Source organism: Sphingobium sp. YR768, from assembly GCF_900111125.1.
Classification (GTDB): Bacteria; Pseudomonadota; Alphaproteobacteria; order Sphingomonadales; family Sphingomonadaceae; genus Sphingobium.
Genome location: NZ_FOGE01000003.1, coordinates 229,827 through 254,170, shown reverse-complemented (window position 1 = coordinate 254,170; position 24,344 = coordinate 229,827). Strand labels below are relative to the sequence as shown.

The 24,344-nt window shown below is 64.3% G+C and carries 24 protein-coding genes; 18 read left to right on the top strand and 6 right to left on the bottom strand.

Going from position 1 to position 24,344, the window contains the following annotated elements:
• The first annotated feature begins 3 nt into the window (after positions 1-3).
• From BMX92_RS05805 to BMX92_RS05795, 3 genes are read left to right on the top strand one after another with little or no spacing between them, the layout of a single operon-like run.
• Positions 4-228 (top strand): DUF1272 domain-containing protein, encoded by a 225-nt coding sequence (locus BMX92_RS05805; protein WP_093013301.1) that lies wholly within the window; start codon positions 4-6, stop codon positions 226-228.
• Positions 225-1,097: a bifunctional hydroxymethylpyrimidine kinase/phosphomethylpyrimidine kinase gene (locus BMX92_RS05800; RefSeq protein WP_093013298.1), complete on the top strand. Its 873-nt coding sequence runs from the start codon at positions 225-227 to the stop codon at positions 1,095-1,097. The genes BMX92_RS05805 and BMX92_RS05800 overlap by 4 nt, the downstream gene beginning before the upstream one ends.
• A complete protein-coding gene (locus BMX92_RS05795; RefSeq protein ID WP_093013295.1) occupies positions 1,090-1,689 on the top strand; it encodes a ribonuclease HII in 600 nt (199 codons plus the stop codon). The genes BMX92_RS05800 and BMX92_RS05795 overlap by 8 nt, the downstream gene beginning before the upstream one ends.
• Positions 1,690-1,725: 36 nt before the next feature.
• On the opposite strand, the gene BMX92_RS05790 is transcribed toward BMX92_RS05795, so the two are convergent.
• Positions 1,726-3,909: a xanthine dehydrogenase family protein molybdopterin-binding subunit gene (locus BMX92_RS05790; protein ID WP_093013293.1), complete on the bottom strand. Its 2,184-nt coding sequence runs from the start codon at positions 3,907-3,909 to the stop codon at positions 1,726-1,728.
• Positions 3,906-4,376: a (2Fe-2S)-binding protein gene (locus BMX92_RS05785; protein WP_093013290.1), complete on the bottom strand. Its 471-nt coding sequence runs from the start codon at positions 4,374-4,376 to the stop codon at positions 3,906-3,908. The genes BMX92_RS05790 and BMX92_RS05785 overlap by 4 nt, the downstream gene beginning before the upstream one ends.
• A gap of 257 nt (positions 4,377-4,633) precedes the next feature.
• Here BMX92_RS05785 and peaA point away from each other — a divergent pair, with 257 nt between their 5' ends.
• From peaA to BMX92_RS05750, 7 genes are all read left to right on the top strand, one after another.
• Positions 4,634-6,361 carry a quinohemoprotein amine dehydrogenase subunit alpha gene (gene peaA, locus BMX92_RS05780; protein ID WP_093013949.1) on the top strand — a complete coding sequence of 576 codons (1,728 nt, stop codon included), beginning with the start codon at positions 4,634-4,636 and terminating at the stop codon, positions 6,359-6,361.
• Positions 6,358-7,806 carry a quinohemoprotein amine dehydrogenase maturation protein gene (gene peaB / locus BMX92_RS05775; RefSeq protein ID WP_093013287.1) on the top strand — a complete coding sequence of 483 codons (1,449 nt, stop codon included), beginning with the start codon at positions 6,358-6,360 and terminating at the stop codon, positions 7,804-7,806. The genes peaA and peaB overlap by 4 nt, the downstream gene beginning before the upstream one ends.
• Entirely contained in the window at positions 7,803-8,165 is a 363-nt protein-coding gene (qhpC, locus tag BMX92_RS05770) for a quinohemoprotein amine dehydrogenase subunit gamma (protein WP_093013284.1), read from the top strand. The genes peaB and qhpC overlap by 4 nt, the downstream gene beginning before the upstream one ends.
• Positions 8,166-8,173: 8 nt before the next feature.
• Entirely contained in the window at positions 8,174-9,265 is a 1,092-nt protein-coding gene (locus BMX92_RS05765) for a YncE family protein (protein ID WP_093013281.1), read from the top strand.
• A 100-nt stretch (positions 9,266-9,365) separates the two neighbouring features.
• Positions 9,366-10,355, top strand: coding sequence for a hypothetical protein (locus BMX92_RS05760; protein WP_093013278.1), 990 nt, complete (start codon positions 9,366-9,368; stop codon positions 10,353-10,355).
• 118 nt (positions 10,356-10,473) lie between these two features.
• Positions 10,474-12,177 (top strand): ABC transporter ATP-binding protein, encoded by a 1,704-nt coding sequence (locus BMX92_RS05755; RefSeq protein WP_256213290.1) that lies wholly within the window; start codon positions 10,474-10,476, stop codon positions 12,175-12,177.
• Positions 12,170-12,850: a subtilisin-like serine protease QhpE gene (locus BMX92_RS05750; RefSeq protein WP_093013275.1), complete on the top strand. Its 681-nt coding sequence runs from the start codon at positions 12,170-12,172 to the stop codon at positions 12,848-12,850. Before BMX92_RS05755 ends, BMX92_RS05750 begins: the two co-directional genes overlap by 8 nt.
• A gap of 16 nt (positions 12,851-12,866) precedes the next feature.
• On the opposite strand, the gene BMX92_RS05745 is transcribed toward BMX92_RS05750, so the two are convergent.
• The 3 genes from BMX92_RS05745 to BMX92_RS05735 are packed head-to-tail and all read right to left on the bottom strand — an operon-like array spanning position 12,867 to position 15,148.
• The gene (locus tag BMX92_RS05745) at positions 12,867-13,043 is read right to left on the bottom strand and encodes a YegP family protein (protein ID WP_093013272.1); all 177 of its coding nucleotides are present in this window, start codon (positions 13,041-13,043) and stop codon (positions 12,867-12,869) included.
• A 24-nt stretch (positions 13,044-13,067) separates the two neighbouring features.
• Positions 13,068-14,171 (bottom strand): NAD(P)/FAD-dependent oxidoreductase, encoded by a 1,104-nt coding sequence (locus BMX92_RS05740; RefSeq protein ID WP_093013269.1) that lies wholly within the window; start codon positions 14,169-14,171, stop codon positions 13,068-13,070.
• Positions 14,168-15,148, bottom strand: coding sequence for an alpha/beta fold hydrolase (locus BMX92_RS05735; protein ID WP_093013266.1), 981 nt, complete (start codon positions 15,146-15,148; stop codon positions 14,168-14,170). Before BMX92_RS05735 ends, BMX92_RS05740 begins: the two co-directional genes overlap by 4 nt.
• Before the next feature lie 50 nt (positions 15,149-15,198).
• Between BMX92_RS05735 and BMX92_RS05730 the strand changes: the two genes are divergently transcribed.
• The 8 genes from BMX92_RS05730 to BMX92_RS05695 all read left to right on the top strand — a co-directional run bounded on the left by BMX92_RS05730 (position 15,199) and on the right by BMX92_RS05695 (position 22,807).
• Positions 15,199-15,672, top strand: a complete 474-nt coding sequence (locus BMX92_RS05730; protein ID WP_093013263.1) for an A24 family peptidase — start codon at positions 15,199-15,201, stop codon at positions 15,670-15,672.
• 51 nt (positions 15,673-15,723) lie between these two features.
• Positions 15,724-16,737 (top strand): Flp pilus assembly protein CpaB, encoded by a 1,014-nt coding sequence (cpaB, locus tag BMX92_RS05725; RefSeq protein WP_093013261.1) that lies wholly within the window; start codon positions 15,724-15,726, stop codon positions 16,735-16,737.
• Between the two features lies 1 nt (position 16,738).
• Positions 16,739-18,223, top strand: a complete 1,485-nt coding sequence (locus tag BMX92_RS05720) for a type II and III secretion system protein family protein (RefSeq protein ID WP_093013258.1) — start codon at positions 16,739-16,741, stop codon at positions 18,221-18,223.
• A 15-nt stretch (positions 18,224-18,238) separates the two neighbouring features.
• Positions 18,239-18,907: a CpaD family pilus assembly protein gene (locus BMX92_RS05715; RefSeq protein ID WP_093013254.1), complete on the top strand. Its 669-nt coding sequence runs from the start codon at positions 18,239-18,241 to the stop codon at positions 18,905-18,907.
• A 1-nt stretch (position 18,908) separates the two neighbouring features.
• The gene (locus BMX92_RS05710; RefSeq protein ID WP_093013251.1) at positions 18,909-20,198 is read left to right on the top strand and encodes a pilus assembly protein CpaE; all 1,290 of its coding nucleotides are present in this window, start codon (positions 18,909-18,911) and stop codon (positions 20,196-20,198) included.
• Between the two features lie 53 nt (positions 20,199-20,251).
• Positions 20,252-21,250 (top strand): type II secretion system F family protein, encoded by a 999-nt coding sequence (locus BMX92_RS05705; RefSeq protein ID WP_093013248.1) that lies wholly within the window; start codon positions 20,252-20,254, stop codon positions 21,248-21,250.
• Positions 21,251-21,269: 19 nt separating this feature from the next.
• Positions 21,270-22,259: a type II secretion system F family protein gene (locus BMX92_RS05700; protein ID WP_093013246.1), complete on the top strand. Its 990-nt coding sequence runs from the start codon at positions 21,270-21,272 to the stop codon at positions 22,257-22,259.
• 128 nt (positions 22,260-22,387) lie between these two features.
• Positions 22,388-22,807 (top strand): DUF2147 domain-containing protein, encoded by a 420-nt coding sequence (locus BMX92_RS05695; protein ID WP_093013243.1) that lies wholly within the window; start codon positions 22,388-22,390, stop codon positions 22,805-22,807.
• Between the two features lie 188 nt (positions 22,808-22,995).
• Here the strand turns inward: BMX92_RS05695 and BMX92_RS05690 are convergent, their stop codons facing one another.
• On the bottom strand, positions 22,996-24,300 hold the full coding sequence (locus BMX92_RS05690; protein WP_093013240.1) for a lipopolysaccharide biosynthesis protein: 1,305 nt from the start codon (positions 24,298-24,300) through the stop codon (positions 22,996-22,998).
• Between the last annotated feature and the right edge of the window lie 44 nt (positions 24,301-24,344).

Genomic DNA, 24,344 nt, shown 5'->3' with positions numbered 1-24,344 from the left:
ATCATGCTTGAAATGCGCCCCGATTGCGAACGCTGCGGCGTCGATCTCCCCGCCGACGAGCCCGGCGCGTTCATCTGCTCGTTCGAATGCACCTGGTGCGCGCCCTGTGCAGAAGCGCTGGACGATCGCTGCCCCAATTGCGGCGGCGAACTGATGGACCGCCCGACCCGTATGGGCAAGGCGTTGGCCAATAACCCGGCCTCGACGGAGCGGCATTTCAAGGGATGAAGCCTGCCCGCATCCTCATCATCGCCGGCTCCGACAGCGGAGGCGGCGCGGGCATTCAGGCGGACCTGAAGACCGTGACGCTGCTCGGCGGTTTCGGCATGACCGCCATCACCGCGATCACCGCCCAGAACACGCTGGGTGTGCAGGGCGTCCACCCGATCCCCACAGACATGGTGCTGGCCCAGATGGAAAGCTGCATCAGCGACATCGGCGTCGACGCGGTGAAGATCGGCATGATCGGCAGCGCGCAAACCGCCCATGCCGTGGCCGACTTCCTCTCTTCGTCATTCCCGCGAAGGCGGGAACCCATCTCCCAACCGGCCGCTGCAATGCAAGGTCGAGAGATGGACCCCCGCCTCGGCTTTCGTCGCCCTCCGGATCGTGAAAATGCAGGCGAAAAGGAAATACCGATCGTCTTCGATCCGGTCATGGTCGCGACCAGCGGTTCGCTGCTGGCCGATGACGCGACCATCGCGGCCTTTGAAAAGCTGATGGCCATCGCCACGCTCGTTACCCCCAATATCCCCGAACTGGAGGCGTTGGGCGGACAGGATATCGCCGTGCGCTTCGACACGCATGTTCTCGCCAAGGGCGGTCATGGCGAAGGCCCGATGCTGACAGACCGGCTGATCGCGCCGCGCGGCGTGCTCAAGGCATGGAGCAATGCCCGCATCGATACGCCGCACACCCACGGCACCGGCTGCACTTTGGCCAGCGCGATCGCGACGGGCCTTGGGCAGGGGCTGGACTTGGTGGAGGCGATCGAACGGGCACGCAAATATGTCCGTGAGGCGCTGACCCTTGCCCCCGGCCTTGGCGCCGGTCACGGCCCGATGGGCTCGCCTTTCGGCTTCCACGCCTATGCCTGATTTCGCGCACGAAGCGCTGCACCATCCCGGCCTCGTCGCCGGGGTGGACGAAGCGGGCAGGGGACCGCTGGCCGGCCCCGTGGTCGCCGCCGCTGTCATATTGCGTGCCGAAGATTGCCCCGATGGCCTCAACGATTCGAAGCAACTCAGCGCAAAGAAGCGCGCCATGCTGGAAGGCGAGATCAAGGCGCGGGCCCTCTGCTGGGGCATCGGCATCGCGAGTGTCGAAGAGATTGACGAGATCAATATCCTCTGGGCGACGATGCTGGCCATGACCCGCGCGGTCGAGGCGCTGAGCCATGACTGCGCGCATGTGCTGGTCGATGGCAATCGCTGCCCCCAATGGCGCTGGGCCTCCACCGCGATCGTGGAGGGCGACGCCAAATGCCTGTCAATCGCCGCCGCCTCCATCCTTGCTAAGGAAGAGCGCGACCGGATGATGATCGCGGCGGCGGCCGACTATCCCCATTATGGCTGGGAAACGAACAAGGGCTATGGCAGCGCCAAGCATATGGCGGCGTTGCGCACCCACGGCCCGACCCCGCTCCATCGCCGCAGCTTCGCCCCGGTGGCGCAACTGACCCTGCTTTGAAGCGACTATGACCGGACCGATACTGCCGTAGCAGAGTCAGGCCAGCATCTCCGCCGTCACCGGCAGGCTGCGAATGCGTTTCCCGGTCGCGGCGTGAATCGCGTTGACCAGCGCCGGGATGACCGGCGGGAGGGCCGGTTCGCCGAGGCCGGTGGGCGGATAATCCGTCTTCACGAACTCCACGATGATCTCCGGCGCATCGTTGATCCGCAGGAAGGGGTGGGTGTCATAATTGGCCTGTTCGACCGCGCCATCGACCTGGGTGATGATCTGCCCGGCCAGCGCCTGCCCCAGCCCCTCGATCACCGATCCCTGCGCCTGATGCAGGGCGTTGATCGGATTGATGATCTGGCTGCCGACATCGCCCGCGACCCATACGGTCTTCACCTTGGGCATGCCTTCGATGATCGCCACTTCCAGCACCTCGGCGAAATAGCCCATATGGCTGTAGTAGAAGGCGAAGCCCTTGCCGGTCCCCTTGGACAAAGTCTTGCGGTCTGCCCAGCCGCCCATGGCAACGGCCTTTTCGATCACGCCCCTCGCGCGGCTGGTGACGAAGGGCGGCGCGTTCGGGCCGCGCGGCAATTCGCGCGGTTCGCCCAATATCTCCAGCATCAGCGTCGGCAGATCCTTGCCCGCTGCATCCGCCACTTCATCCAAAAACGCCTGATAGACGAAGGCCAGCGCGTTGGAGCCGGGCGCGCGCAACCAGCCGGTCGGCATGTTGGTGGTCAGAAAACTCTGTTCCAGCAGCACATTGTCGATCAGCCCGGCAGGCAGTTCGCTGGCCGGCATTTCCGCTGATCGGACCGGCTTGCCATCCTTGCCGAAGGTCACGAAATGATCGTGGAAGCCGGTCAGAGCGCCATCCTTGTCCAGCGCCGCGCGGAAGCCGTGCCAGCCGGCCGGGCGGTAAAAGTCCCGCTGGATATCCTGCTGCCGGTTCCATAGCAGCTTGACCGGCGTGCCCGGCACCTGCGCCGCGATCGATGCCGCCTGCACCATATAATCGTTCATCAGCCGCCGACCGAATCCGCCGCCGATGCGGGTGAAGTTGATGCGAATCTTTTCGGGCGGCAGGTTCAGCGCCTTGGCCACCAGCGCGCGGCCGCTTTCCGGATTCTGCGTCGGCGCCCAGATTTCGACGGCGCCATCCTTGAACAGGGCGGTGCAGTTTTGCGGTTCCAGCGTGCCATGCGCCAGGAAGGGATAGCTGTAATCGGCGCTGACCGTCTTCGCTGCACCGGCAAAGGCGGCGTCCACATCGCCCGTGCGCACGATGTCGCCATCGGCCTTGCCCTTGCGCCGTTCGGCCGCCTGCGCGGCATAGGCTTCGGTCGAAAAGCCGCTGACGCTACTGACATCCCAGTCGACCTTCAGCGTCTCGCGCGCCTGATTGGCGGTCCACCAGCTTTTGGAGAGGATAGCGACGCCGTCGAACCCGGATTCGGGCGTGCCATCGCCCTTGATCGTCAGGACATGGGTGATGCCGGGCAGCGCCTTCACTTCATCCAGATTGGCCGATTTATAAATGCCGCCATGCGCCGGGCAGGTTTCCAGCACGGCATAGAGCATGTCCGGCAGCGTGAAATCGATCCCGAACAGCGGCTTGCCCGTAACGATGGCGGGCGTATCGACGCCGCCGATCGACTGGCCGATGATGCGGAAATCCGCCGGGTCTTTCAGTTTCAATGTTGCGGGATCGGGGGCAGGCAGTTTCGCCGCCGCCACCGCCAGCGACGCATAGGTCGCCGATTTCCCCGATTTCGGATCGGTCACGGTTCCGCCCGCGACCTTCAGCGTTTCGGGCGCCACGCCCCAGCCTTGCGCTGCCGCCGCGACCAGCATCGCGCGCGCCGCAGCACCCGCCTGCCGCGTGGGCAGCCATTCGCGCGGTGTGGTGCGGCTGCCGCCCGCGCTCTGCCCGCCGAAAATCTTGGCGTCGGCATGGGTCTGCTCGATCGTCACCTGCTTCCAGTCGACGTCCAGCTCCTCGGCGATCAGCATCGGCAGCATCGTCTTGGCGCCCTGGCCGATCTCCGCATTCTTCGCGCCGATGATGACGCGATTGTCGGGCAGGATGCGGATGAAGGCGGTCAGGATCACCGGTGTTCCGTCCGCCGCGCGGGCGACGGGCATGTTGAGATCGAACAGCAAGCCGCCGCCTGCCAGCAAGGAGGCGGAGATGAAGCCCCGGCGGGAAAGGGTGGCCGCGCTCATGCCTTGGCCTCCACGATGCCGGCCGCATCCTTGATCGCAGCGCGGATACGGACATAGGTGGAGCAGCGGCACAGATTGCCCATCATTGCCGCGTCAATCTCCTCGTCGCTGGGCTTGGGCGTGGTGGCGAGCAAGGCGGTCGCGCTCATGATTTGCCCGGCCTGGCAATAGCCGCATTGCGGCACGTCCAGCTTGATCCAGGCGGCAGCGATACGCTTGCCCGGATCGCTGGCCTGCACGCCTTCGATCGTGGTGATCGCCATGCCGTTCACATCGCCCAGCGGCGTCTGGCAGGATCGCACGGCATCGCCGCCCAGATGCACGGTGCAGGCCCCGCACAGACCGGCGCCGCACCCGAATTTGGTGCCGACCATGTCCAGGTCTTCCCGCAACACCCACAGCAGCGGCTTGGCCGGATCGCCATCGACCTGCCGTTTTTCGCCATTCACCGTAAAGCTGACCGCCATATGCCTACCCCATGTCTGTTCCCTGTCGCCATTCAACGCCGATCCGCCCCTCCTGTCCAGTCGGATCAGGGCAGCGGCATTCGGACATGGCCTGGACCAGCAGTGTAGCGGAATAAAAATCATGACAATCGTCAAATTTTCTATGGCGGATTATCATGAGGCTGTACGTTATCGAAAATGTGACGCCGCAAGAGCGTCTGCCGAGGCTTTCTATATGCACCCAAGGCAAAATGTCGGGTGCGAAGGGGGACATAAGGGTGAAGCGGCTTCCCGTCACGAAGTTGGGCCTGCTGACGCTGTTTTCTGCGTCGGTCGTATTCGCGCAGGGCGATAACGGCCCGGACAGCGCCACCATGAAAGAGACGGAAGCGGGCATCCCCGTTGCGGACCCGCTGGTGAAGGAAAAATGCGGCAGCTGTCACAGCGCCGATGACAAGGGCAACTTGTCCCGCATCAGTTGGGTCCGCACTACCCCGGAAGGCTGGGCGCAGGCGATCAAACGGATGGTGCGCCTCAATGGTCTGGACATCACGCCGGAGGAAAGCCGGTCGATCGTCAAGTCTCTGGCCTCGTCCCATGGCCTGGCGCCTGAAGAAGCCCGGCCGGTCATGTATCTGCCCGAAAAGCGGATCATCGACGAGGCCCTGCCCAATGAGACGATGCGCGGCGCCTGCGCCTCCTGCCATGCCTATGCGCAGCCGCTGTCCTGGCGGCGATCGAAGCTGGAATGGAAGACGTTGCAGGATCTGCACGTCGCCCTCTATTCGCAAGCCGATGCCCAATATCGTCGCCCGGCCGAAGATGCGGAACAGCCCGCCGGTCGCGACCCCAAGGACAAGCTGACGCGCGGAGACTATGCACTGACCTATCTGCCCAAGGTGGCGGGCCTCCACACCCCGGAATGGGCGGCATGGAGCGCACGTCAGCGCAATCCGCGCCTTGCCGGGGAATGGTTGGTGGTCGCGTCGGTGCCGGGCAAGGGCAAGTTCGTCGGCGAACTGAATGTCGCGCCCGGCAAGGCCGCCGATGAATTCACCACCAGCGCGACGCTGCGGTCGCTGGCTGACGGCGGTACGATCAACCGCACCGGTACCGGCATTCTCTATGCCGGCTATAGCTGGCGCGGATCGTCAAAGGGTGGGGCGGCCCCAGCAAAGCCCGACGATCTGGTCAGCGCAGCGCGCGAGACGATGTGGTTTGCGCCCGACCAGCAAAGTGCGCAGGGCCGCTGGTTCTGGGGCGAATATCAGGAATTCGGCTATGACGTGAAGCTGGTCCGCGCGACCGCCGCGCCCACGATCCTGGCGGTGACGCCGGGACCCGTGAAGGCCGGGACGAAGGGCGTGCAGCTTCGCATCCTCGGCAACAATCTGCCCGCCGCGCCGACCGCCGCCGATATCGATCTGGGCGCGGGCGTCACCGTGACGAAGATCGTCTCTGCCAGCCCGAAGGAACTGGTCGTGACTGCCGATATTGCGCCTGCCGCGCCATCGGGCCAGCGCGACGTCGCGCTGGCCGGCGCAGTGCTGGAACAGGCGTTCCCCGTCTACCGCAATATCGACTATATCAAGGCGACTCCGGAAACCGCGCTGGCTCGCTTGGGCGGCATCAAATTCGCCAAGGGCTATCAGCAGTTCGAGGCGATCGGCTATGACAATGGCCTCGATGGCAAGCCCAACACCGGGGACGATGTGGCGCTGGGGCCGATCGAGGCCGACTGGGCGATGCAGGAATTCATGACCGTCTCCTATGACGACGACATGAAATATGTGGGCGCACTCAGCCCCACCGCCTTCTTCACCCCCGGCGAGGAAGGGCCGAACCCGGCCCGCCGTTTCGCCCGCAACAATTATGGCGAGGTCTGGGCGGTCGCCACGGCGAAGAGCGCGAAGGACAAGTTCGGCAAGCCCTTGAGCGCCCGCGCCTATCTGGTCGTGACCGTCCCCATGTATCAGCGCTTCGATCAGCCGGAGGTATCGCGATGACGGTGATGCAGGCGCCCGCTTATTCGCGCGCGGAATATCATGGGTTCGACGCGGGCGGCAGCCAGTTCGTCTATCTGGTGAGTGCCGGCGCAATCTTCGAGATCGATGCGGATGTACAGGCAGTTCTCTCCCGGCTGGACGGGCAGGAACTGACGCATGCCGCTTTGATCCGCGAACTGGTGGCCGATGGGCGCGAATCCGCCGACGCCGAATCGCTGGTGCGCGAATTGCGCGCCGCGCGGCTTATCCAGTTGGGTGTGGCCGCCCCGGTCATGCCATCGGCCCCGCCCGCCGACTTTCCGCTTCAGGCTCTGGTGCTGAACGTCACCAACCAGTGCAATCTCGCCTGCACCTATTGCTATGAATTTGGCGCGGACAAGATCGCGACCCCGGCGGGCAAGCCCAAATATATGACGCTGGAGACGGCGAAGGCGTCGGTCGACCTGCTGATCGCCGAAGCGGTCGGGCGCAAGGCGGTGCATATCACCTTCTTCGGCGGCGAAACGCTGATGAATTTCAAGCTGCTGCGCGATGTGGTGGGCTATGCCAATGCAGCGACGGCGGCGGCAGGGAAGGGGATCACTTACAGCCTGACCACCAACGCCACGCTGCTGACGCCGGACATCGTCACTTTCCTGTCGGACAACCGGATCGGCGTCACCGTCTCGATGGACGGCCCGCCCGAGGTGCAGGACAAGCATCGCGTCTACAAGAATGGCAAGGGCAGCTATGCGGTGATCGAACCGCGCCTGCGCACGCTGATCGCGCATCACAAGACCCGCGCCATCACCGCCCGCGTGACGCTGACCGAAGGCGGCACGGACGTCGTGCGCATCTTCCGGCATCTCAAGGATGAACTGGGCTTCCACGAAGTCGGCTTCGCGCCGGTGACGACGGGCGAGGAACGCGCCTATTCGCTGGACGATAATGGCATGGACAGCGTGCTGGCGCAGTTCAGCCTGCTGGCGGAAGAATGGCTGGACTATGCGTTGCGCGGGGAATCCCACGGCTTCACCAATGTCAGCGAAACGATCAGCGAGCTGATATCGGGCGTCAACAAATCGCATCCCTGCGGGGCGGGCCTTGGCCTCATGGGCGTCAGCCCGTCAGGGGATTTGTCCCCCTGCCACCGCTTCACCGATGCGGACACGCACAGGATGGGCCATGTCTCCAGCGGCATCGACCGCGCCAAGCAGGGCGAGTTCCTCAAAAAGGGCCATGTCGAGGCGAAATATGACTGCCAAAGTTGCTGGGCGCGGCCGTTGTGCGCGGGCGGATGCCATCATGAAGCCTTCGTCCGCTATGGCGACACCGGCCACGCCAACCTCCATTATTGCGACTGGATACGGCAATGGACCGACACCTGCCTGCGCATCTACGGCGTGCTGGCGGTGAAAAATCCCGGCTTCCTTGAACGCTTCGCTGAACGAAAGGGCCTGTCATGAAGCATCTTCGCGCCATCAATAAAAAGGCGCAAGCGATTGGCGAAGCGGTGACGCAGATAGAGGCTGCGGCAGCCGCCACCCCCGCCGATATGGAGGAGGATGTCGTCGCCCTCCAGCAGCAACCGCGGCCGCATGTGCCGATGGGCTGTACCCTGTCCTTCTCGCCCGGCTGGGAAGTGGATGCGGGCGGCGGCACGGCGGGCCTGTGCCAGCCGGTGGAGCGCGACATTTATGACTGCTACGTCACCTGCTTCTGGCCCGTCCAGGTGCCCGACCATGTGAATTACTCGCCCGACTGGGCCAGCAACTGCGCCACGGCCACCAAGGACTGGCGCAACCTCGACCTCGTTTTTCCGTGAGGCGCGCCATGCAGACATATCGCACCCTGATCGCCGCCGGGCTTGCCGCGCTGGCTACGCTGCCGGCCTCCGCCGCCACCCTGTTCATGGGCAGCTATCCCGACCAGCTGCTGATCTTCGACGAAGGCAAGGCGGCGGTGACGGGCAAGCTGAAGCTGGACACCGGCCTGCCGACATCAATGGTCTTGTCGGACGATGGCAAGCGCATCTATGTGACCACCATCACCACCAGCGGGATCGAGGTGGTCGACACCGCGACCCGCAAGATCGTCACCAAGTTCAGCCTGAACGATGGCGCCACCCGCTATCGCTTCTGGGGCGGGGCGGCGGACCCGACCGGACGCTATTTCTACACGGTCATCACCCGCTTCGACAAGGAAGTGGACCGCTACAAGGTCAGCAAGCCGATGTATGCGGTGATCGACCTGAAGCTGCAAAAGGTCGTGCGCACGGCCGAACTGGACAAGGAGGATGAAAAGTCGGCGGGCGGCTATCGTTCTTCGCTCAAAGTGTCGCCCGATGGCAAATATCTCTATCTGTTCGGTGAGAAGATCCTGATCCTGAACCTGGCCGACCTGAAGGTGATCGACCGGATCGACCTGGCCAAGCCGGAAGGCACGGGTCTGGAGAATGTCGGTTTCGGCGGCGCGCTCGATACCATGCGTACCCCCGGCCAGTTCGTATCGCTGTTCAACGCGGCCGACCCCTATATCCATAACAAGATGTTCGGCGTCGCTCGCTTCGACCTTAACACCCGGCAATTCGCCTTCACGCCGATCGGACCCGCGCCGGCGGCGATGGCGGGGCTCGAACTGACGCCTGATGGCAAGCAGGCCTATACCGTCGTCACCAATGGCATGCTGGGCGCCAAGCGCTGCGAATTCTGGCATATGAACCTGACCAGCAACGAAGTGGTCGACAAGGCGGAATTCCCCTGCCGATCCCGCTTCCGCTTCGGCATGTCGATGGATGGCAAGAAGCTCTATATCTACGGCGCCAGCTACGACATCGAAGTCTATGACGCGAAGACCCTGAAGCTGGAAGGCAGCTGGGATTTGGGCAATGACACCACCGGCGCAGGCATGGTCGCGGTGGAATGATGGCCAACACAACCTCCGTTCGTTCCCAGCGTGTCGAGAAACGTGAAGCGCTGTCTTTGCCGCTTCTAGCCTGCGCTCGAAGCGAACGGAGGATGGCCCGATGAAGAGCATCGCCATCCGGGGCGGCGGCATCGCCGCTAAGGGATGCGCACATATACTGACAGGCGCGGGCCTTCGGGTCGCGATCGAGGATGTCCGCCGCCCGTCCGTGCCGACGATCATGCTGAGCGATCCGGCCTTGGGCATGATGCGCAGCGTGTTCGATCGGCCGGACTTGTTTGCCGACCGGCCGCGCGTGAAGCGTCGGCTGGTCGCCTGGGGCGGGCCGACGGTGATGATCCCGCACGGCGCGGCGTTGGCGTCGGAGGATCAGGTGCAGGCGGCCTTGCCTGACTGCAAGACCATCGACGCGATCGCCGATTTCACCATTCACGCGGCGCCACCGGTGCCGCTCGGCGAAATGCGCCTGTTCGGCGATCGCCATGCGGTCGCGGCCAAAGTGAAGCTGCGCGACCCCTCCTGTGCCCAGGAGGCGCGGATCGAAGCGGTCGCAAGCGGCTGGCTCTATCTGGTCCCGGCCGAAACGGGGGAGGGCTGGCTGCTGGGCGTCGGCGGTTCAGTCGACGCGTTGCTGGGCCAGAGCGCGCTGATTGCTCCCGTCGTAGACGCGATGGGCGCGACCTCTACGCCTTTCCTTGCCGCGCCGCGCCTGCATCTGCCGCTCCACGGCGCAGGCTGGCTGGCCTGTGGCGCGGCGGCGCTTGGCTTCGATCCGATTTGCGGCGATGGTACGGCGCAGTCGGTGCGGGAAGCGATATTGGCGGCGGCGGTCGTGACGGCGATCGCAGAGGGTGGCGATCGCGCCGTGTTGCTAAGCCATTATCAGTCGATGCTGATCGCCGCGATGCGGCGTCATCTGCTGCTCTGCGCGCAATTCTACGCCAATGGCGGGCAAGGTGACTGGTGGCGTGCCCAGCATGAGGCGCTGGTTGAGGGGCATCATTGGTGCACGGCGCTGCTCGCCAAAATGCCCGAACCGCGCTTCCTGCTCGACGGTTTTCGTCTGGTGCCAAGGCAGGTGGCGGCGTGAGGCATCCGCCCCTCACTCGTCATTCCCGCAAAAGCGGGAATCCATCTCTCACCTGGCAATTGCCCTGCAGGTGGCACGCTGGGTCCCCGCCTTCGCGGGGACGACGGAGGGATATTAGGTGATTCCGTCCCCTCCGCCCTCTGTCGCTGAGTGGCGCAGCTATCGCCGCCTGACGCCCTTCCTGAAACCCTATCGCGGCGCGCTGCTGCTCGTACTGGCGATCAGCCTCGTCTCGACCATGCTGGGACTGGCGCAACCCTATTTATCCAAGCTGATGATCGATCAGGCGTTGCTGAAGCGCGACATGGGTGCCTTGTTCGAAATTGCGGGCGTCATGATCGCCGTCACCATCGCGGGTTTCGCCGTCAATATCCTCGCCAGCTATCGCTATGTCGCGCTGTCGGCGGCGATGCTCTACGATATCCGCGCCGCCCTGCTGCGCCATCTCCAGACCTTGTCGCCGCGTTTCTATGGCAGCTTTCGCCTTGGCGACCTAGTTTCGCGCATGAACAGCGACGTCAGCGATGTGCAGCGCATCGCTTCCGACACGCTCCTTTCCGTGGTCAGCAACATGCTGTTCTTCGTCGGTTGCGTCGCGATGATGCTCTGGCTCGACTGGCGCTTGTTCCTCGTCAGCGTCATCCTCGTCCCCGCCAGTCTCGCTACCTTCTCTTATTATCAGCGCCGCCTGACCGCGCTGACCCGCGATATGCGGGAGCGGGGGGCGGATCTTGGCAGCCTGCTGGTCGACACGGTGATGGGCATGCGCGTCATCGCGTCGCTGCGGGCGGGCGAGCATGAAGTCGCGCGCTTCAAGACGAAGAATGACGCCTTCATCGGCGCGATGCTGAAAATGCAGGTCGCCTCCTTCATGACCGGCGCGCTGCCTGGCACGCTGATGACGGCGGCTACGTCGGCGGTGATCCTCTATGGCGGCTGGCGTATCATCGAAGGCGGTATGAGCATCGGCACGCTGGTTGCCTTCATGACCTATCATATGCGGCTGCTCTCGCCGATCCAGACGCTGATGGGGCTGACCTCCGGCCTCGCATCGGCGCGGGTGTCGCTGGGGCGCATCTTCGAACTGTTCGATACGCAGCCGGACGTGATCGAACGGCCGAATGCCGTGCCGTTGGAACGGGCGGGGGAATTGCGGTTCGACCGGGTGGCGATGCGCTATGATCGCGACGCGGTGTTGCGCGACATCGACCTGACGATCCCGGCGGGGAGCTTGTGCGCCATCCTTGGCCCCAGCGGCGCCGGCAAATCGACCATGGCCGACCTGATGGTCCGCTATCTCGATCCCGACAGCGGACGCATATCGGTCGACGGTCGCGACCTGCGCGACTGTGCGCTGGACGATCTGCGGCGGGAAATCATCCTGGTCGATCAGGCGCCCTATCTGTTCAACGACACGATCGCCGCCAATATCGGCTTCGCCCTGCCGGATGTGTCGCGCACAGCGATAGAGGCCGCCGCCCATGCCGCCGGGCTGGACGGTTTCATCGCCAGATTACCCGATGGCTATGAAACTCGCGCCGGTGAACGGGGGGCGGCGCTTTCCGCCGGGGAGCGGCAGAGGATCGTGCTGGCGCGGGCCCTGCTGCGCAAACCCGGCATCCTGATCCTGGACGAGCCGACCTCCGCGCTGGACGGCGACACCGAAGCGTTGATCGCCGGCCGCCTGCGCGGCGCGTTGCCCGACGCCACGATCATCGTCATCACCCACAAGCCCGCGCTGGCCGACATGGCCGATCATGTCATCCGGCTGGAGGACGGGCGGGCGGCTATGACCGCGCGTGTCGAGCCGGTTCATGCCTGATCTGGTCCGCATCGCCATCATCGACAGCGGCGTTCATCCCGATCATCCGCATATCGATGCGGGGCGATTGCTGCCGGGATTTTCGATCGCGAAGGATGGCGCGATCAGCGAGTTGGACAGTTTGGACGCGCTTGGTCATGGCACCGCCGTCACCGCCGCGATCCAGGATCAGGCGACCGATGCGCTGTGCCTGCCGATCCGGGTTTTTCACGACACGCTGCGCACGACGGCGCGGGCGCTGGTCACGGCGATCGACCGGGCGGTGGCGGCGCGGGTCGACCTGATCAACCTCAGCCTCGGCACGACCAATCCGGCACATCATAATCTGTTTGCCGCGGCGGCCGATCGCGCGCGGGAGGCTGGCATATTGATCGTCGCCGCGCGGGAGGCGGAGGGGACGCCCTGTTATCCGGGAAGCCTTAATCAGGTTCTGGGCGTCTCGCTCGACTGGGATTGTCCGCGCGATCAGTACAGGCTTCGTGACGGCGAAGTGGACGCCTCTGGACATCCCCGCCCGATCCCCGGCGTGGAGCAGCGGCGCAATCTTTATGGTGTCTCCTTCGCTGTCGCCAATATGAGCGGGATATTGGCGCGGGGCGGCGGGGAAGAAGTTGCGCATTTCCGCGATCGGGTGATGGCAAACGCCACCACTCGATCGATCCTTCAAAAATAGTATGGGATGGAAGCGACTATTCCGCCTCTTCCACCGGCGCGCCGGGGCCGTTTTTCAGCACCGACTCAATGGCGTTGCGGGCGCCTGCCTTGCTGGCATAGCCTTCGGTCCAGAAGATGACTTCGCTATTATATTTGAACTTGGCGACGAACTCGCCAGCCTTGTTCTTTTCGATCACGAATTTGTGCGCCATGGCTTTCTCTCCGGACTCGTTTCGTCAGCGAAACCGCGTCGGAGAATAAGCCTGCGAATCCAGACTGGCAACGGCGGGCGGCAAGGCCGTGCCGGTGATCAGCGCCGCCGCCAGAGCCGCCGCCGCAGGCGCGGTCTGGATGCCGAAACCGCCTTGCCCGGCGAACCAGAAAAAGCCCGGTGCCGAGGGATCGAAGCCATAGACCGGCGTCCGGTCCGGGGCGAAGCTGCGAAGCCCGGCCCATTTATGTTCGACCTTGCCGACCCGCCAGTCGACCGCTTCCTCGAACCGGGCGATCGCCTGCGCCACCGCCAATTCTTCAGGCGCGGCGTCGCAGGGCGGGGAGGGTTCCTCATCATGCGGGGTCAGCCAGATGCGGTCGCGGCCCTCTGGCTTGAAATAGAAGCGCGAAGCCAGATCCATGATCAGCGGCATATCGGGGGAGGGCAGGTCCGGCACGCTGATCTGCACCACTGTCCGTCGCAGTGGCGTGATCCCGATCGGCGCCACGCAACAGGCGATGGCGACATCATCGGCCCAGGCGCCGGCCGCATTGATCAGCAGGCCGCATTGGACAGACCCCTCGCGTGTTTCAATTAGCCATCCCGTCCCGTCGCTGCGCGCTGCCTCCAGCCGGGTCGCCAGCCGGATTTCGCCGCCGTGTCGCCGGAACTGGCGCAGATAGGCCTGATGGAGCGCGGCGACGTTGATGTCCTGGCAACTCGCCTCCATCACGCCCAGCGTCCAGCCGGGTCGCAAACCCGGCACAATGTCAGCCGGATCGACGGTCTGAAGCTCCACCCGCCCGGCAAAGCTGTTCAGCAGTGTGTCGCGCAGCGGTTCGTCGCCCGCCCGGCCGATATGTAGCGTGCCGCGTGGCGACAGGAAACTGCCGTCATGAAAATCCGGGTCCGGTGTGGCCAGCATCGGTCCCGACAGGGTGGTCAGCGGCTGGACGATCGGCCCGCCATAGCTTTCCTCCCAGAAGGCGACGGACCGGCCGGTCGCATGATAGCCGGCCCGATCCTCCATCTCCAGGATCATGACCTTCGCATGGGCGGCCAGTTTCGCGCCAAGGCTGGCGCCGGCCATGCCGCCGCCGATGATCACGATATCGGGATGGGTCAACGGCCGCTTTCGTCCAATGCAGTCTCGTCCAGAAAGGCATCGATCCGGGCTAGCGCATCGAGCCGGACCGGATCGAGTTCGCGCAGGATTTCATGCGCGGCTTCAGGCCCATAGACATGCAGGCGCGCCCCGGCAATGCGCGCCGCGACCTGCCGGATGACCGGCGTGGACACCAGTTGGTCGATCCGCGTCGCCAGAATCAGCAGCGGTGTGGCGATGCGGGCGACAGCATCGCCATGCGCCAGTCCCCCTGTCGATTCGAGCGCCTGTAATACCCAGTTCCAGCTTGGCGGACCCAGCGCGATCTCCCGGCTATGATCGCGCCACCAGATTTCGTCGGCATAACGATCCGGGTCGTGGGTCAGTCTTTTCTGTCGGATACGCCGCAACCGCTCCGAATTTTCCTTCTGCGTCCAGGCGCGCTTTTCGCCATGGCCCAGCGCGATCATGGCCCTGGCCATCGCGACTGCCAGCCAGCGCGGCATGGGCGCGGTATGCAGCCCTAGCATCGGCGCGACAGCCACGGCGGCGTCGGGCGGCATCATGCCTTCGGCCAGCGCGCGGACCAGCATATGGCCGCCCATGCTATGGCCTACGATAGCGGTTGGCCCATGGCCTTCCGCCCGCCAGTCGGCCGCCAGGCCATGGAGATCGGCGATATAATCGGCAAAATCCCCGATATGCCCGCACAGCGGATCGTCGGTCAGTCGCCCCGATCCGCCCTGTCCGCGCCAGTCGAAACTGGTCACGGCCCAGCCGCGCGTCGCCCAGTGATGGATGACCTCCAGATATTTCTCGATCATGTCGCCGCGACCGCCCAGCACCAGCATCCGGCCGCGCGTGCCGCTGCCCAGCCGATAGCGGCGGATCGCCCAGCCATCGGGCGCATGCCAATAGTCCAGCCGCCCGCCCATCGGCCAGGCGCGGCGGTCGATCGGGGGCAGGGGAAGGGCTGCGGGGAAGTCCGGCGAATCCATGGGTCCCATGGTTACGCTTTGGTAAGCCATATGGTCTAGGCACAAGCACCATGACGGGGGAATTTTTCAGGCTTGCGCTCATAGGCGTTCTGGGAGCGTTGTTGATCCTGGCAGCGATCACGGACCTGCGCGCCCGCATCATCTCCAACCGCCTGAATCTGGCCGTCGCCTTGCTGGCGCCGGTCTGGTGGATCGCCTGTGGTCTGTCTTTCTGGCCCGACATGGCGGTGCAGTTGCTGGTGGGCGTGATCGTCTTCGCGCTGTTCGCCGCGCTGTTCGCCGTCGGCATGATGGGCGGTGGCGACGTGAAGCTGCTGGGCGCGCTCGCCCTGTGGTTTCCGTGGCAGGCGACGATGACGCTGATCATGCTGATGGCGCTGCTGGGCGGCGTGGTGACGATCGCGACGGTCGTGCACCACAGGATGAAGAAAAAGCCGGGTCAGCCGGAAATTCCCTACGGCGTCGCCATCTCCATTGCCGCGCTGTGGATGCTTGGCGAACGATATCTTAACCAATTTGCGTGATGACTAGGGTGCTTGGGGCTGTGCACCCATTTAAGGGAGGCGAATTTCGTCATGGATGCTAAGAAGATCGTGCTGCTGGTGGGAGCGCTAATCATAGCGGTCACTACAGCCTTGCTTGCGCGCAGCATGTTAAGCTCATCCAGTGCGCCGCAGGTCAATGCCGCGAACATGCCGGTCGAAGCTGATCAGCCCCATGTGCTGGTCGCGACAAAGGCGCTGCCCGTGGGTACGATCCTGGACGCAGAGAGCTTCCGCTTCCAGCCCTGGCCCAAGGATCTGATCGAACAGGCCTATTATCTCAAGGGGCAGGCCGATCCGGTGAAACTGGCCGGCAGCGTCGTACGCACCGCCATCACCGCCGGTCAGCCGCTGACGCAGGGTGCGCTGGTGAAGCCGGGAGACCGTGGCTTCCTGGCGGCCGCTCTCGGGCCGGGCATGCGCGCCGTGACGGTGCCGGTATCGGCGCAAAGCTCGGTCGCGGGCTTCGTCTTTCCCGGTGATCGCATCGATCTGGTTCTGACGCAGAGCGTCAATGGCGGCGGCGACGGCGATCCGCTCAAGGTGTCCGAAACCATCCTGCGCAACCTGCGCGTGCTTGCCACCGACCAGCGCATGGATGCGATGGGCGCCGACGGCAAGCCGGAGGTCCGCACCTATTCCAACGTCACGATCGAAGTGACGCCCAAGATTGCCGAGAAGATTGCGGTGTCGCAGACCATCGGATCGCTGTCCATGTCGCTGCGGTCGATGGCGGACAATGTGTCGGATCTGGATGCGGCGATCGCCGGCACCGATGTCGACCTGCCCGGCAATGCCAATGCGAACGCCGAAAAGGCAATCATCGCCAAGCTGGCCGCTCGCCCGGTCGACCGTGGCTCCACCTATTCGACCGGCGCCGACGTGTCGCGTTACCAGCGCAGCTCCGTTCCGGCCAAGGCGGATGCGCCGATGCCGATGGCGGTGGCCGCCAATGGCGCACCGGTCGGCACGGTCGCCTTCAAGGGGCCTGTGATCCGCGTGGCGCGCGGCACCAATGTGACCGAAGTTCCGGTCGGGGGTAAGTGAGATGAAGAGCTTGCACTATCGCGCGCCGCGCTTCGCCGCTCCGGCGATCGCCCTGGGCCTGGCCGTCGTGGCAGCCGCTGCGCCCGTCGCCGCACTCAATGCCGCACCTTCCGCCATGCAGGACAATGCGATCCTGCTGTCGGTAGGTGGCAGCCGGGTGGTCAACCTGCCGGCCAAGATGTCGGACGTGGTGATCGCCGATCCCGACGTGGTCGACGTGCATGTCCGGTCGCAGAACCAGCTTTACCTGATCGCCAAGAAGCCCGGTGAAACCACCGTCTTCGCCACGGCGACCAATGGCAAGGTGCTGTTTTCCGGCACTGTCCGCGTCGGCAATAATCTGACCAGCATTGATGACATGCTGCGTCTGGCGATGCCCGGCGCCAGTATCGCGGTCAACAAGATGAATGGCATGGTGCTGCTGACCGGCACGATCCAGGCGCCCGAAGACGCGGCTGAGGCCGAACGCCTGACGCAGGCCTTCGTCGGCAAGGACGTGACCGTGGTCAGCCGCCTGCGCATGGCGACGCCGTTGCAGGTCATGTTGCAGGTCAAGATCGCCGAGGTCAGCAAGGATCTGGGCCATAAGATCGGCACCAATTTCTCCAGCGCCGATCGTGGCGGCGGCAAGATTGGCGGTTCGATCGGCGGCGGTAGTCGCGACTTTGTCACCTACGACAGCGATAATAATTCGTGGACTTTCAATAACCCGACTGATGGCTCCTACAGCCTTGGCGGCGTTGCCCGTCTGCTGGGCATGGACATTGCCGGTGCGCTGGACCTTGCGGAATCGAGCGGCCTGTCGACGACATTGGCGCAGCCCAATCTGACCGCGCTGTCGGGCGAAACCGCCAGCTTCCTGGCCGGTGGCGAATATCCCTATACGGTCAATAATGGTCCGTCGTCGGGCAACAGCATCCAGTTCAAGCAATATGGCGTCCAACTGGCCTTCACGCCGACGGTGCTGGCCGATGGCCGCATCTCGCTGCGTGTGCGGCCGACGGTGTCCAGCCTCGACTTCTCGGTCAATTCGGATGTGCCTGCGCTGAAGAGCCGCACCGCTGAAACGACGGTGGAACTGGGTTCGGGACAGGCCTTCATGATCGCGGGTCTGCTCAACAACGAAACCGGCAACACGATCAACAAGGTGCCGGGGCTGGGTGATATCCCGATCCTGGGCAGCCTGTTCAAGTCGCGCAGCTTCCAGCGCAACGAAACCGAACTGGTCATCGCCGTCACGCCTTATCTGGTGAAGCCGATGAATGCGTCCGACGTGCGGCTGCCGACCGACGGTTTCCGCAACGCGACCGAGCCACAGGGCCTGTTGTTGCAGCAGGAGACGGACGGCGTGAGCGGCGCGCGCAGCTATCAGCCGACCCGTGCGCCCGGCGCGCCGGTCCCGGTGCCCGGACCGCAGGCGGCGATTGCCCCCCGCAGCGACAAGCCGGCCAAGGCCGGTACGGTCGCCCCCGGCTTCAGCTTCTGACGGAAGGATCAAGACATGACCTCCCCCATCCGTAATCGTCGGTCCTTGCGGACCCTCACCGCGCTGGCCCTGATGGCCCTGCCGCTGGCAGGCTGCGTCACCGACTCCGCCAATCGCAGCGTGGAATCGGTGCATCAGCCGGTCGTCAACTATGCCGCCTACACGTTCGACGTGCAGACCGGATCGAATGGGGGCCTGTCGGCCCCGGAAGCCGGTCGGCTCAATGACTGGTTCGCGTCGATCGGTCTTGGCTATGGCGATCAGATCGCGATCGTGACCGCTGGCGGCTATTACAGCCCGGCTGTGCGCGAAGATGTCGCCAATCTGGTGGCCCGTCATGGGCTGTTGGTGGCGGAGGACGGCTCGGCCGCCGCCGGTGCCGCGCCGGCAGGCAGCGTCCGCCTGATCGTGCGGCGTGCGACGGCCAGCGTTCCGGGTTGCCCGGACTGGCACGCCACCCAGGAAACCAACATGAGCCTGGCGACGACATCCAATTTCGGCTGCGGCGTGAACAGCAACTGGGCGGCGATGGTCGCCAACCCCGAAGATCTGGTCCGTGGCCAGAGCACGGACAGCGACCTGCGCACCGCGACATCCAACCGCGCCATTTCGACCTATCGCGAAAAGGCGCCGTCGGGCGCCGGCGATCTCAAGCAACTCAGCGCAGGAGGCGGAGGCCAGTAATATGAACGCTCCATGGAAACCCGGTGGTCCGGGACCGCGCGATCCCTTCCATGCCTTCGTGTGCGACGACCATAGTTTCGACCTGCTGCGTGCGGTTGCGGCCGAACTGGGCTGGGCCCCGGAAAAGGTGAACAAGGGCGGCATGCGCAATGCCGTGCAGAGCCTGTCGATCACCGCGTCACCGCAAATCCTGTTCGTCGACATGTCCGAAAGCGGCGATCCGCTGAACGACATCAACTCGCTGGCCGAAGTATGCGAACCCGGTACGGTGGTGATCGCCGCCGGGCAGGTCAACGACGTGCGCCTCTATCGCGATCTCGTCGCCAGCGGCATTCAGGATTATCTGCTCAAGCCCTTCGGCGCGGATCAGCTGCGCGATGCACTGGCACAGGCGCAGGCCGTGTTCATGGCGCCGCGCGACACCGGCCCGGAACGCCCGCATTGCACCATGGCCGTCATCGGCACGCGCGGCGGCGTTGGCGCCTCCAGCATTGCGACTTCGCTTGCCTGGATGCTGTCGGAGAAGAAGAAGCGCCCTACCGCGCTGCTCGACCTTGACGTGCATTTCGGCACCAATGCGCTGGCGATGGATCTGGAGCCGGGCCGTGGCCTGACCGACGCGATCGAAAATCCCAGCCGCATCGACGGGCTGTTCATCGAACGTGCGATGGTGCGGGCCAGCGATACGCTGGCGATCCTGTCGGCCGAAGCGCCGATCAGCCAGCCGATGATGACCGATGGCGGGGCTTTCTACCAGTTGCTGGAGGAGTTCCGCGCCGCCTTCGAATGCAGCGTTATCGATCTGCCACGAGGCATGCTGATCCAGCATCCGCACCTGATGACCGACGTGAATGTCGCGCTGGTTGTGTCGGAACTGACGCTGGCGTCGGCGCGCGACACGATCCGCCTTCTTTCCTGGCTGAAGGGCAATGCGCCGCAGACCCGCATTCTGGTGGTCGCCAATCGCGTCCATCCCGGATCGCCGGAAATCAGCCGCAAGGATTTCGAACAGTCGATCGAGCGGAAGCTGGATGTCGTCGTGCCGTTCGACCTGCGCATCGCGTCGCAGGCCGCCAAATTGGGCAAGACTCTGGCCGAAACCGCCAAGGGCAGCAAGATCGGCGCGGCCTGCACCAGCCTGATGGAACTGGCGCTGGGCACCACCGCAGCGCCCGAGGGTGTCGATCTGGGCAAGGGGGCTGCGCGCAAGGGCGATTCCCTGCTCGGCAAAATCGACTTCAAGGCGATGTTGCCTACGCGCCGCAAGGACAAGGCTGCGCTGGAAGACTGATCATCGGCGCTGCCCGACGTGGCGGCGCCCCAGCATGACGAACGGGCGAGACGATGGACGGCAATTTCATCCTGATAATGGTGCTGGTGATGACCCTGATCGGGGTCGTCGCGGTTGCCTTTGCCGGTCCTTCGCCGGAGAAAGCGCGCAAGCGCCGTGTCGCGCTGATCCGTGGTCGGCATAGCGATTCCGCCGAGGCGCTGCTGGAAGCGCGGATGCGCAAGGCGATTTCCAACCGCATGCCCGGCAATGAAGCCAAGATGCTGGTGTCGCTGATTCCCAATCCGGAGAATCTGACCAAGCGGCTGCGCATGACCGGCAAGAAGTGGACGCTCAGCCAGTATATGACGGGCAGCGCCATCACCTTCCTGCTGATCACGATGTTCCTGATGTTGCGCGGCTTTCCCTTCCTGTTCGCCCTCATGGTCGGGCTGGCGGCGGGGCTGGGCCTGCCGCACTGGTGGGTCGGGCGTCTGATCAAGGGCCGTATCAACAAGTTCAACGCCAAATTTCCCGATGCGCTGGAACTGCTGACACGCGGTCTGCGCTCCGGCCTGCCGATCGCGGAAACGCTGGGCGTGGTGTCGAGCGAAATTCCGGGGCCGGTGGGCGAGGAATTCAAGCTGATCACAGAACGTATCAAGATCGGTCGGTCCATGGAGCAGGCGCTTCAGGAAACCGCCGATCGGCTGGGGACGCCCGAATTCCAGTTCTTCGTCATCACTTTGGCGATTCAGCGGGAAACGGGCGGCAATCTGGCGGAAACCCTGTCGAACCTGGCCACCGTGTTGCGCCAGCGTGCACAGATGAAGCTGAAGATCCGGGCGATGTCGTCGGAATCCAAGGCGTCCGCCTATATCATCGGCGTGCTGCCTTTCCTGGTGTTCGGCATGATCTGCTACATCAACTTCGACTATATGAGCCCCTTCTTCACCCCCGATCCGGCGGGCGTATTCGGGCTCAGCACGATGCAGGTGATCGGCATCGGCGGCATGTGCTGGATGGGCATCGGCGCCTTCATCATGGCCCAGATGGTCAATTTCGAAATCTGACGGGGAAGGACAAGAGATTATGGACGCCCCGACCCCCGCCGGTACCCTGTTCGGCCTGACGGCTACCGATTTCGGTACGTTGCTGGCCGCACTGGCGACGCTGGCCGTCTTGTTCGCGCTCTATGCGGTGATGACCGTGCGCGATCCGATGGCGAAGCGCGTGAAAGCGCTGAACGAGCGGCGCGAGCAGCTCAAGGCCGGCATCACGGCATCGACCGGCAAGCGCCGCGTCAGCCTGGTCAAGAAGAACCAGACGACCGATCATATGCGGTCCTTCCTGTCGAGCCTGAAGGTCTTGCAGGACGATCAGCTGAAGGATGCGCAGATCCGTCTGGCGCAGGCTGGTATCCGGTCGAAGGACTGGGCGGTCGCCGTGATCTTCGGCCGCATGATCCTGCCGATCGTTCTGGGCGGTCTGGCCGCGATCCTGCTCTATATCGTCGGCATCGAACCCGAATGGGGTCCGATGAAGCGCTTCTTCGCCTTCGCCGCGGTCCTGCTGCTGTCGTACAAGGCGCCGGACATCTATATCAATAACAAGGTGCAGAAGCGGTCGGCCGCGATCCGCAAGGGCTTGCCCGATGCGCTCGACCTGCTGGTGATCTGCGCCGAAGCGGGTCTGACCGTCGACGCCGCCTTCAGCCGCGTGGCGCGGGAACTGGGCAAGGCCTATCCCGAACTGGGCGACGAGTTTCAGCTCACCGCGATCGAACTCAGTTTCCTGACCGAACGTCGCATGGCGTTCGAGAATCTGGCGACCCGCGTGAAGCTGGATGCGGTCAAGGGCGTGGTCACGACCATGATCCAGACCGAGAAATATGGCACGCCGCTGGCTTCCGCGCTGCGTGTGCTGTCGGCCGAGTTCCGGCATGAACGCATGATGCGCGCCGAGGAAAAGGCCGCGCGTCTGCCCGCGATCATGACGGTGCCGCTGATTCTGTTCATCCTGCCGACCCTGTTCGTCGTCATTCTGGGCCCGGCCGCCTGCTCGATCAGCACCGCCTTCTGAAAATCCTACAGGAGAGGGACGCGATGCCGTAGCGTCGCCCCGAAACCCGCCCGTCACGCCCGTAAAAAGGCGGTGGCGGGCGGGCTTTTTCCTGCTTATCTCTGGTCCAAAGATATGGAGTGGATCGCATGAACAAAGCCGCAATCGCCTTTTTTGCCATGGGGGCCGCCATTGCCGCGACGCCGGCGCAGGCCGCCCAGCCCGTCACCGGCCGCTGGGCCACGGTGGAGGGCAAGGCCATCGTCCAGATCGCGCCGTGCGGCAGGGAAGTCTGTGGCCGTATCGAAAAGATCGTGAAGCCCACGCCCGGCCGCCCGCAGACCGACATCAAAAATCCCGATCCGGCGCTGCAATCCAAGCCGCTGGTGGGGCTGGCCCTGCTGACCGGGTTCAAGGAGGATGGCGCCATCTGGAAGGGGACGATCTATGACCCCGAAAGCGGGAAAAGCTATGCGTCCAAGCTCAGCCGCAACGCCAATGGCACGTTGAAGGTGCAGGGGTGCATCGCCTTCTTCTGCAAGACGCAGATATGGACGCCGGTGCGGTAAGACGTCCGTTCGGAATGCGCGTGAGATTATTTACTTCCGTTCGTCCTGAGTAGCCATTGAGCGAAGTCGAAATGGCGTATCGAAGGACTGGGCCTTGGTGCGGATGCTTCGATACGGGCCTTCGACAAGCTCAGTCCCTACTCAGCACGAACGGATTTATAACGTAATGCCATCCACAAACCCCGCGATCAGCCCCTTATCGCGCGGCGGCTGGCCAGGCCCATCAGGGTAAAGCTGGCCAGCGAGGACAGGATGTTCGCCATCGCCGCGCCCTTCGTGCCGTAGAGCGGCAGCAGCGCCGATTGCAGGCCCAGCAGCAGCAAAGTCGCGACGACCGAGATGCGCAGCGACAGGCCGGCCCGGTCTGTCGCCATCAGCAGCGGGCGATAGCTGACGCCGATCAGGTCGATACAGGCGGAGACGCCCAGCATCAGCAGCAGCGGATAGGCGGGCAGGAATTCCTTGCCCGCGATCAGGCCCAGCAGCGGGTGGCCGATCGTCACGATCAGGCCGATGATTACCGCGCCCGCCACCAGCGCCAGCTTGTTGGTGCGGCGGAACAGGGCGCCCAGCGCTTCCTTGCCATGGGTGCTGGTACGGGCCAGCTCCACGAAGATGCTGCGGGAGAGGAGGCTGGAAATCTTGGTCAGCGAATTGGCGAGCTGGTTGGCGAGGCGATAAAGGCCTGCGCCCGCCGGGCCGACAAAGGCGCCGACGATCAGCACCGCGACCTGCTGGCCGATGGAGGACAGGCTGGTTTGCAGGTTGGTCGCGGTCAGGAAACCGATGATGCCGGGATTTTCGCGCCGCGCATCCAGCGCGCGGCCCGCGCGCCAGTTGCCGATCCGGTCGCCACCCACCTTCATGGCCAGATACCAGTAGCTGATCGCGCAGAGCAGTTCGGCAAAGGCCCAGGAGATCAGGAAGCCGGTGATGCCGGGCATCAGGATCCAGGCGACGACCGCGCCGATCATCCGCCCGACCGGGATCATGGTTTCGGCGAAGGCGGCCGAATCGAACCGGTCGAACAGGCGCAGCACGCCGGTCGGGCTGGATCGGATGGTGATCATCATGACCATGGTGAACAGCCAGACCTGTACGCCCATGCCCGGTCCCAGTTCCAGCAGATTGCCGAAGAACAGGATGATGGCCGCCGCGATCAGTCCGCCCGCCACAGCCGATCCCAGATCGATCAGGATGCAGAAGCGCAGCACGCGGTTCAGCGCGTCGCCATTCCCTTCCGTCAGATGCGGCTGGCCATAGCGGACGACGATCTGCCAGCTGTCGAAACTGACCAGCGCCTTGACCACATTGGCGGCGCTCAGCACCAGCGCGAAGCGGCCGAAATCGGCAACGCCCAGCGTGCGGGTGACGATGGCGAGATAGGCGAGGCTGAGCACCGCGCCCACGCCCTTGCCGCCCAGCAGCCAGCCGGTATTGGCCAGGATGCGGGCGAAACCGTCGCCTGCCGCGCCCGATCCGCGCTTGAACATCACCCGAAAACTGGTCCTTCATAGGGGAAGCACGCCGCGCTTTA

Bases quoted from the DNA above. Each gene is read 5' to 3' on its own strand.
- BMX92_RS05805 (WP_093013301.1), top strand. From the start codon at position 4: ATGCTTGAAATGCGCCCCGATTGCGAACGCTGCGGCGTCGATCTCCCC.
- BMX92_RS05800 (WP_093013298.1), top strand. From the start codon at position 225: ATGAAGCCTGCCCGCATCCTCATCATCGCCGGCTCCGACAGCGGAGGC.
- BMX92_RS05795 (WP_093013295.1), top strand. From the start codon at position 1,090: ATGCCTGATTTCGCGCACGAAGCGCTGCACCATCCCGGCCTCGTCGCC.
- BMX92_RS05790 (WP_093013293.1), bottom strand. From the start codon at position 3,909: ATGAGCGCGGCCACCCTTTCCCGCCGGGGCTTCATCTCCGCCTCCTTG.
- BMX92_RS05785 (WP_093013290.1), bottom strand. From the start codon at position 4,376: ATGGCGGTCAGCTTTACGGTGAATGGCGAAAAACGGCAGGTCGATGGC.
- peaB (WP_093013287.1), top strand. From the start codon at position 6,358: ATGACGGTGATGCAGGCGCCCGCTTATTCGCGCGCGGAATATCATGGG.
- qhpC (WP_093013284.1), top strand. From the start codon at position 7,803: ATGAAGCATCTTCGCGCCATCAATAAAAAGGCGCAAGCGATTGGCGAA.
- BMX92_RS05765 (WP_093013281.1), top strand. From the start codon at position 8,174: ATGCAGACATATCGCACCCTGATCGCCGCCGGGCTTGCCGCGCTGGCT.
- BMX92_RS05760 (WP_093013278.1), top strand. From the start codon at position 9,366: ATGAAGAGCATCGCCATCCGGGGCGGCGGCATCGCCGCTAAGGGATGC.
- BMX92_RS05750 (WP_093013275.1), top strand. From the start codon at position 12,170: ATGCCTGATCTGGTCCGCATCGCCATCATCGACAGCGGCGTTCATCCC.
- BMX92_RS05745 (WP_093013272.1), bottom strand. From the start codon at position 13,043: ATGGCGCACAAATTCGTGATCGAAAAGAACAAGGCTGGCGAGTTCGTC.
- BMX92_RS05735 (WP_093013266.1), bottom strand. From the start codon at position 15,148: ATGGATTCGCCGGACTTCCCCGCAGCCCTTCCCCTGCCCCCGATCGAC.
- BMX92_RS05730 (WP_093013263.1), top strand. From the start codon at position 15,199: ATGACGGGGGAATTTTTCAGGCTTGCGCTCATAGGCGTTCTGGGAGCG.
- cpaB (WP_093013261.1), top strand. From the start codon at position 15,724: ATGGATGCTAAGAAGATCGTGCTGCTGGTGGGAGCGCTAATCATAGCG.
- BMX92_RS05720 (WP_093013258.1), top strand. From the start codon at position 16,739: ATGAAGAGCTTGCACTATCGCGCGCCGCGCTTCGCCGCTCCGGCGATC.
- BMX92_RS05715 (WP_093013254.1), top strand. From the start codon at position 18,239: ATGACCTCCCCCATCCGTAATCGTCGGTCCTTGCGGACCCTCACCGCG.
- BMX92_RS05710 (WP_093013251.1), top strand. From the start codon at position 18,909: ATGAACGCTCCATGGAAACCCGGTGGTCCGGGACCGCGCGATCCCTTC.
- BMX92_RS05705 (WP_093013248.1), top strand. From the start codon at position 20,252: ATGGACGGCAATTTCATCCTGATAATGGTGCTGGTGATGACCCTGATC.
- BMX92_RS05700 (WP_093013246.1), top strand. From the start codon at position 21,270: ATGGACGCCCCGACCCCCGCCGGTACCCTGTTCGGCCTGACGGCTACC.
- BMX92_RS05695 (WP_093013243.1), top strand. From the start codon at position 22,388: ATGAACAAAGCCGCAATCGCCTTTTTTGCCATGGGGGCCGCCATTGCC.
- BMX92_RS05690 (WP_093013240.1), bottom strand. From the start codon at position 24,300: ATGTTCAAGCGCGGATCGGGCGCGGCAGGCGACGGTTTCGCCCGCATC.